The following is a 9,381-nucleotide window of genomic DNA, read 5'->3' as shown; positions in this document are numbered from 1 at the left end:
ATCGCCGATGGTACCTGGCCCTCGGGTCCGGGAGAGTAGGTCGCCGCTGGATTCACGCCCCCTTGGTCGAACAAACGACCGAGGGGGCTTTTTCGTTCTGTGCCGCCCGCGGCTTATGCGGATCCCGTTTTCGGCACTGCCATGGCGGACTCCGGTCCGGCATCGCCTTGCACGTCCCGGGACGGCATGCACGTCCTGAAGCTGCGGTCCGGTGCAAGTGCGTTCTTCCTGGCGCTCCCCGGATCCCCTATAATTGCGCTTGTATGTAAATCGTGAAATTCCTGGGCCTTTCATATTACTTTGTTCTCTTTTTTACATCCAATATTTTTTTTGATGGGGAATTTTTCTCATTTTTGGGATTTTTCATTTCGCTATTTTCGAAAAGGGATTCCTATACATAATTTTTGACAAAAAGAAATAATTTTTTTTTAATATTTTTGTTTTTTTACATTAAAATGATGTATTTTACGAATAGGGTGTGGAATAACCTAAGAGTGAGTGTTTTTATGCGACACCTGGATTTAGCTTTTTGTATTATAGGCGCAGTTGCGTCTTCTGCTTTTGCTGATTTGACTGTTCACATACAGTCAAAATTCAGAGATGCAGACATAACATTTATTCCTCATCTTCTTCTTAATTCTGGAAAACCTGATGTATCACCTACTGGGTCTCCTACCATGATGCAGCAGGAAAACGACATGCGGTATTCCTTTACTTTGAAGGGATCGCTTTCTGATTATAAAGCATCAGATTCCTTTAGTATTGTAGGATGTCCAGCCCAAACTTCTGTTTGTGTCGATTTGGGCGATGGCGTTAATTTTAATGTCCGTGATTTTTTTGATGGAAGTAAGGAAGCCTGGATTTACGTGGATACGACTTCGGGAAAGGTTACGAAGTCTTATGCTTCTCTGGAATCAAAGATTGTCTGGTTCAAGAGTCCGTGGGGCAATAAAGCTCTTCCGCAGATGATCTTTGAACAAGATACTGTCTTGTTGCATCCTTCGGAAGATCCTGATAAATGCGGATGGTTCTATGGCGCTGTTACTCCAGCACTTTATAAGAAATATGTGCTGCATACGGCGCACTTTAATCGTTTCAATGCACCCTGGATGTCTGTTCCTGAAGACAAAAAGCAGATTATTGACCTGGAAAATGCGCTAAAGAAAGATACTGTCTACGTTGACGGTACTTTGGCAACGCCTTCCGTTAGCAATAAGGCCGGTACGCCCGGTGAGTGCTTTGACAATAGCCGTACCTTGCATATTTATAACCCCTGGCGCAATAATAGCGTCTATCGCGATAGCTCGGTTTACGTGACTATCGATGGTGTCTGGCAAGATTCTGTAGCGGGTACCGATGGCAAAGTCGCTGGCCCGGCACTGGTCCCGCTTTCTTTCGACAAGGACTATAAGTATTGGCTTTCTATGAGTTTCTCGGATCCCATAGCTTCTTCTGCGGCCTGGAAGTCTGATGACGCTAAGCTCCAGATTATCAGAAGCTTTAAGGAGAATAAGAGGGCTGTTTATTTCAGCGATAATAAGCGTCCAAAGGTGAGCGATCTTTTCCCGCCGGGCGTTTATGAAGCCTGGTTCTTTGCTAGTTCTACGATGGAAGATGTTGATGTGTCGCATGCTCCGCTTGAACGCAAGGTCGTGCGCCTCTTAAGCCCGTGGAAGAATACGCCGACGTCTTTTGTTGTCGATGCGAATAACGATATCGTGAGAATGTCTGCATTCTCGAAGGATACGTGCGGCTGGTTCGAAGGCGTTTACTATAAGCATGCCGCCGACTGGAAGGTCTATTTCAAGCAGAGCTTTGGGCTTGAAAAATACTCGATGGAAGGGATTGTCAGAGAAGGCGATGATATTGATGTCCTCCTGAATCTGGATTCTTTGCTGACCAAGCGGGATACGGCATGGGTCTATCCTTCCGGCAAGAGCTATAGTGTTCCTGAAGCTTCTGCAAAGTACCCTGTTGGGCGTCTGGGTGAATGCCCGAGCATGAAGATTTCTGCGATGCTTCTGGACTGGGCTGGTGAAAGTTATCACGACAGCATTGATATTGATTTTGGGCATACCCATAGTGGCAACAAGTATACTGCCGTTGGCAGAGATTCTACCTGCAATACGGGAGAAAAGATTTCGGGCATGGTGAAGAGCACTCTTGTGGATGGCTACCCGGCTCGAGTGGATTCCGCAAGCTATCCGTGGGACAAGTGCGCTGCGGGTCATGAAATCGACAAGTGGTTTAAGCCGCAGGTTGTTGCAAAAGTGGCTGGCAAGGAATACACGAACTCCGTTTGTAAGGATATCGAACTTCAGCTTGACGATGAAGGGTTCTGGTATGCCGATTATACGAACGAGTCCGGTGACTGCAATGATCCTGTGAGTCCGGGATTCTTCCCGCTGGATGACTTCAGGTATCTCGATTCTGCACAGACGGTTAAAAACCCGAAATTTGACTGGGATGTTGAAGGCTATGTGAACTGGGCTTCTGAAGGTGTATGGAAGAAAGATACCTGCAAGCACAACTATAGCTATGCGATGGCTGTTTCTGCGACCTTCAAGTACGTGAAAGGCCAGTACTTCGAATTCCGTGGCGACGATGACGTGTGGGTCTATATCAATAACAGGCTTGTCGTGGATATTGGCGGCATTCACGAAAAAGTGGAAGGCGCTGTAAATCTTGATACGATTGGCCAGAACGAACCGAGCATGGCCCTGAAGGAAGGCCGTGAATATCCGTTCCATATTTTCTATGCGGAACGCAATGCGACGGGTTCGAATTTCAAGATGCGTACGTCCATCAACTTGCAGAAGCAGAATACCTACCTTGAATTCATTGATGAATCGAAAAAGAATGATGTGACGGGTGTCCTCAGGTTAAAGATGGATGCGGAAGCGATTAGCTGCGATCCGCATGCCAAGGCTCAGGTTGATACTGTCGATGCACCGTCCGAATTCTATCTCGATGGCGGATCTTTGGCGGATGCAAAGAAGCTGAGTGTCGGTCTCAATTTTGGTGGAATCATCATTCACGAAGACAGGTCCAGTTTTGAGATCAACATTGATGAAATTGTCAAGCTCCGTTCGCTGAGTCCAGGTAAGTACACGTTGTATTATTTCCTCGAATCGGATATGGCGATGAACGAATCGTATGAATTTACGGTTCCTGAGTTCGAAACACCGGAAATTGCGTTTGTCGATGTGTTCAATGGCAATGCCGGCAAGCTCAAGACTTTCGACCCGACCAACAAGACCTTAAGAGGCGAAACGATTCAGCCGGGTGTCAACGATACCTTGATGACTCATGTGCGTTACCCTGAAATGGCGAACATTGAGATTGTGGTCACCTATATGGGTGAAGTTTGCGGCGAATGCTCTGTTGTTCTGGACTTGAAGCCCAGCAATCCGTACTTGATGTTCTATAACGATGACGGCATGTCCATCAATACCATAGAAACGGATGAAAATGGTTTTGCCCATTTCTACGTGATTGGCGAAGCTGCGATGAGCGGTGAATCGTTTGCCGTGATTGGCGTAAGCGGTGTTAAAAATTCGCTCAAGTGGGATAACATTAGCTTTAAGGATCCTGAAATGCCTCTTGCCAAGACGGGCGGCATTTACGACCGTGATGGCGATGGCATTCCTGATAGCATCTATGTTCCTTTTGAATATGACGCCTTTAAGACGCATGAACTGGATTCTGTAGCCTGGAGCTTTGGCAGTAGCGTGATGCACCCATACTCGATGGATTCCATTCAACCTTTTATAAAAAATGATTCGACGGTGGCCATTACTGCCGATCGCCTGGTCGATACCGTTTTGACAGGCGCTGCGAAGAACATAATGGAAGGTAGTTTTGTCTATCAGTACATTTATCAGGACTTGGCGATGGCTTCGACTCAGGTGTCGGACATGATGATTACGAAAATCCTGGATAAGATTGGCGCCATCATCCTTGAAAAGCCGATGCTCAAGATTCCTTCGGACAATTTTGTCAAGGTGACCATAAAGCTTTCGGAAGCCTGCGACATTTCTGCGATTCAGACAGTCCAGATGTTTGAACTTAGAGACAAGGACGATAAGTTTGTTGACCCGTCAAAGTATAAGCTTGTGTCCGTCACTCCGGTGAACGAAAGTGATTACTACGAATTGCTGTTCCAGAAAGCAGAAGGCTTCATTGTTCCTGAAGTCGGTTTCAAGATCCGCTTGATTCCTGGACTATTGCCGGACAAGAGCGGTAATACTCCGCATAAGAAGAATCCGTGGAGACGAATTGAAGGTGAACAGCCGTTGCAGACGGAACGTCCGAAGGTCGTGACGATCTGGCCAGGTATGTTTGAAGAAAATCCGTGGCCGGGTGACACCAATGACGTTATGCCTGTTCGCGTCGATGAGGGCTTGACTCTTAAGGAGATTATCGAAGAACGCGGCTTGCCTGGAGTCTTGGTGAAGTTCAAGCTGGATGACTTTGCGACGACGATGTTGCTCGGTGAGGATAAGGCTTCTAGGGAAGAAATCCTGAGCAAGGTCAAGGTCAGCTGGGATATTGAATTTTTCTCGAGCCTGGGTCAGTACGTGAACTGGGTCAAGGGCGTGTTCGCTTGCAACGACAAGGATATTTTTGGAACGGATTGCATTACCAACGCGGGCAATATGTTCTTTGAATGGGATGCAATGAGCGAAAAGAAGCGCCTTGTCGGCACGGGTGTGTATATTGCGAAGTTCAAGTTCAAGATTTTCTCTGACACGGAAATCGTGGGCAAGGGCGAGGAAACGTTCACATTCGGTGTCCGCCGCAATGAAAAGTACAGGAGCGGTTCTGGCAAAAAGGGCGGCGCAAAGATTATAAGGTAATTATAAAATTGCCTTTCGGATCGAAGTCCACCCATGCGGTGGGCTTTTTTGCTTTTTTTTCCTTATTGTGTTTTGATTTTTTAACTCTTGAATATATTTTTTAACTAAAGTGTGGGTAGAATAAAGAGGGTGTTGAATGAAACACGGTTGTTTGGGTATTGTCGCCTCATTGCTGTTGACTGTTTCTGCATGGGCGGATTTGACGATTCATCTACAGTCCCCGTTCCGTAACGACGCAACGGCTTCAAGTTACATTCCGCATATTACCGGTGGCGTGACGGATTACAATCCGGGTTTTGGCGCTATGTCCAAGACGATGATGAAGAGCGAGGGCGATGACTGGTATGTCTATACCTGGGCCGGGAAGACTGTTGCTGATTTCCAGGACTGGCAGGATTTTGAATTCAAGGCATGCCCGAATACCGACGACTACAATTACAATAACAACAATTGCGTATCCTGGACTGAGGGCGGAAAGACGAAGATAACTGCGTTTTTTGGCACGGAATCGGAAATCTGGCTTTATACGGATACGGCCGACAAGTCCTATACCAAGTCGTTCATGGCTCCGGGTTCAAAGATTGTCTGGTTCAAGAGTCCGTGGGGCAACAAGGTGCTGCCGCAGATGGTCTTTGGCGCGGATTCGGTGCTGATGCGCTTTAAAGAGGGCGACAAGGATAAATGCGGTTGGTTCTATGGGGCGATTACGCCTGACATGATGAAGACGAATCACATTAAGGTCGCCCATTTTACACGCTATAAGGCTCCGTGGTATGTTATTCCGGTGAATCGCGATTCGGTGATTGACTTTACGGCAGCCTTGCAGGCTCAGGATACGATTTTTGTGGACGGTACTGTTGCTGGACCTGTAGCCGATGTAAAGATCGGAACTCTTGGTGAATGCTTTGACCCGACTCGCCGTTTGCATGTTTACCACCCGTGGCGTACGAACACGACATTCCGTGATAGCACATTCTTTATCAAGATCGATAACAATATCCTGAATGAACCGACGGGACTCAGTGCCGAAGGCGAATACAAGTACTGGCGCCATATCGATTTTGCCGATTCTACGGTTGGCTCTTCGCAGTGGAATTCTCAGGGAACTTTCGTGCAGATTTTACGCGGAAAGAACGACTGGCCGCAACATCCGTATTTCCCGGAAATGTCGCGCCCACGTGCAGGCGAACTTTTCCCGACAGGTATTTATGAGACATGGATGTACACCTCGACTTCGCTCGAAACGCTTGACCTGGTATTTTATCCGCCGGAACCCAAGGTAATCCGCTTGAAGAGCCCGTGGGAAAATCAGTCGCCGTCCATGATCATTGAGTCTACGAACGATGTCATCAAGATGGGGCCTCTTGCGGATACTTGTGGCTGGTACACGGGTACGGTTTACAAGCATGCGACGGACTGGAAGGTTTACTTTAAGCAGACCTTTGGCATGGAACGTTATGGCGGCAAGGGCATTGTGCCGGAAAATGATGAGCTGGATTCCCTTGTCTCTCTGGATTCCTTGATGGCGTATTACGATACCGTCTGGGTTTACCCGAATCCGAAACAGCGCTATGAACCGAAGGATACGGTACGCTATCCGGGAATTCTTGGTATTTGCCCGTCGCTCAAGATTTCGGCACTTGTTCTTGACTGGGCCGGCGAATCGCATGACGATAGCATAGACGTTGATTTTGGCGGCATCTATGGTGGTAATGAATATACGACTGTTGTTGGCCGTGACCAGAATGGAGAACTGACGGAGTTTAAGACGTGCGGTGGCCATGTGCCTGGCATGGTGCAGGATACGCTTGTGAATGGTGCTCCCGTGCGTGTGGATTCCCTTGTCTATCCGTGGTCGCAGTGCTCGGCGGCGCACGAAATAGAGAAGTGGTTTGTTCCACAGGTTGTGGCGCATGATGCGGCTGGCAAGGAATACAAGAACGGCGTTTGCCGTGACATCAGCCTCTCGCTGGATGAAGAAGGCTTTTGGCAGGCCGACTTTACGAACGAGGAAGGCGATTGCAACGATACGATCAATCCGGGATTCTACCCGATTGACGACTTGCGTTACCTCGATTCTGCCAAGACGGTTCTGAATCCGAAGTTTGACTGGGATGTCCAGGGCTGTAAGCACAATTACAGCTTTGCGATGAAGGTTTCTGCGCAGTTCAGGTATGTGAAGGGGCAGTACTTTGAATTCCGTGGCGATGATGATGTGTGGGTGTTTATCAACAACCGCCTTGTCGTCGATATCGGCGGTTGCCATAGCCCTGTTGAAGGTGGCGTGAACTTGGATACGATTGGCAAAAATGATCCGTCGCTCAAGTTGATTGAAGGCCGTGAATACCCGTTCCATATCTTCTTCTCGGAACGCAATGCGACCGGCTCGAACTTTAAGATGCGCACGTCGATTAACTTGCAGACGCAAAAGACGTATTACCCGGTTGAAGAGAAGACGACCAATGGAACGATCAAGTACACCATTTTGCAGCTATTGATGGATGAATCGATCAGTTGCGATGTGTCGAGCACGTCGAAAATTGATACGATGCCTGCGCAGTCTTCGTTTACGTTGTTTGGCGATGATGAAAGGATTCCGGCAACAGGTATGGAACTTTTGCCTGGAACGATTGCGGGCATCAACATTGACGCGAACATGGCGGGATTTGTGATTGACACGGTGGAAATTGTGAGGAAGCGTTCCTTGGCGCCGGGATCCTACATGTTGCAGTTCTCGCTGGCGAGCGACCCGACCCAGTCTAGTGAAGTTTATTTCTCCGTGCCGGCATATCCGCTTCCGGATATTGCGTTTATCGATGTGTTTGACGGTTCGGATTCTGTCAAGACCTTAGACCCGACTGGCATTACCTTGCGTGGGCTTCCGTTTGACGGAAGTGCTTTCGACACGCTCCTTACGCATGTGGCGTACCCTGATACGGTGCCGTTGCAGGTTGGCGTGTTCTATATTGCAAACCTTTGTAAGGACTGCTTTACCGTTCTGGATCTCACGACTTCGTTCCCGATTTCTTTCTTGAACGAGAAGAAGCAGAGGGTGGATAAGATCATTACGGATTCGACGGGAATGGCCAAGTTCTATGTTGTTGGGGATTCCTCGGTGACGAACGCTAGCTTTGAAGTTTCTGGAAGCGGTGTGTCGAATGTGATTTCGTGGAAGTACATCCACTTCAAGGAGCCGCCGGTTCCGTTTGCAAATCTCGGCGAAGCGTTCGACCGCAATGGCGACGGTGTGCTTGATAGCATTTCTATTGTGTTCAACAAGGCCTTTGATGAGACGGTCCCGGATACGATTGCGTGGTCCTTTGGTAGCGATGACTGGCGTACTATCGCCTCTGCGCAAAGTGTTGCTGAACTAAAGGATAGCGAAAAGAGTCTCGCCATTTTTGCTGATAGCTTGCAGGATATACTCTTTACGGGTGGATCTAAGGAACTTTATCAGGGTTCCTTCAGGTATCATTACACCTATATGGATAAAGAAACTGGGCAGATGACGCAGCTTAGCCTGGATGGGCTTGGAATTGAAGACCGCATGGGCGCGATTCTTTTGGAAAAGCCGATTGTGAAGCCTATGTCTAATAGTGTGAGCAAACTTACGGTATACCTTAGCGAAGCCGCTCAGGCAAACCTTTTGAACGGTGTGCCGTTCCTTGAGTTTAAGGATAAGGCAGGTGAATTGGTGGACCCGTCGCGTTTGTCCATAGCGGCTGTTTCGCCGAGCAGGAGCAGCAATTATTATGAAGTGCTTTTCCAGAAGACCGACTATACGGTATTGCCGGAAGTGGGCTTTATGGTGCGCCTGATTCCTGGAGTGTTGCAGGACTTGAACGGCAATGTGCCGCATGAGAACAATCCGTGGCGCCGTATTGAAGGTGAACAGCGCGTGGATGTTGAAACTCCGGGCGTTGTGGTTCTGGATCCTCAAGACTGGACGCTGGAAAAGTGGCCTCATAAGAACGATGTTACGCCAGTCCGAGTCGATGTGTCGAAGAAGATCGAAGATATCATTGCCGAAAAGGGGTTCCCTGGCGAACTTATCAAGTATGACCTGAGCGAAGTCGGTAAAACGCTTTTGCTGAATTCCGATGAGCCTAGAGAAGTTGTGCTTGCAAAGGCCAAGATCAAGTGGGAAGTGGAATACTTCTCGACGCTTGGGCAGTTTATCAATAAACAGAGCGGAATTGTCGCCTGCAACGATAAGGATGTTTTCGAGACAGACTGTGTGGATAAGCCGGGAAATATCTTTATGATGTGGGATGCGCATACCAATAAAGGGCGCTGGGTTGGTACAGGCGTTTATATTGTGAAGCTCAAGTTCAAGATTTTTGAGGACGCCAAGGTTGTTGGAAAGTCCGATGAAACGTTCAACTTGGGTGTTCGCCGCCGCGAAAAGAAATAACCACAATTTATCAACAGCTTAAGAATAAGCCTTGCGTAAAGTAACTCCTTGAAACTTAACGGGTTACGCGCAAGGCTTTCTTTGTGCTGGGATTTTATTTACAAAGGG

General features: G+C 48.1%; 2 protein-coding genes. Both read left to right on the top strand.

Annotated features, from left to right (window positions below; all coding sequences use genetic code 11):
• Positions 1–677 precede the first annotated feature (677 nt).
• Positions 678–4,859 (top strand): fibro-slime domain-containing protein, encoded by a 4,182-nt coding sequence (locus B7990_RS14260; protein ID WP_254917552.1) that lies wholly within the window; start codon positions 678–680, stop codon positions 4,857–4,859.
• A 136-nt stretch (positions 4,860–4,995) separates the two neighbouring features.
• The gene (locus tag B7990_RS14255) at positions 4,996–9,273 is read left to right on the top strand and encodes a fibro-slime domain-containing protein (RefSeq protein WP_088641543.1); all 4,278 of its coding nucleotides are present in this window, start codon (positions 4,996–4,998) and stop codon (positions 9,271–9,273) included.
• The last annotated feature ends 108 nt before the right edge of the window (positions 9,274–9,381 follow it).

It is taken from the genome of Fibrobacter sp. UWB4, assembly GCF_002210345.1.
In the GTDB taxonomy this organism is placed as follows: Bacteria; Fibrobacterota; Fibrobacteria; order Fibrobacterales; family Fibrobacteraceae; genus Fibrobacter.
Note: the sequence above shows the minus strand (reverse complement) of the source record. Positions and strands in the feature narration are given on the sequence as shown.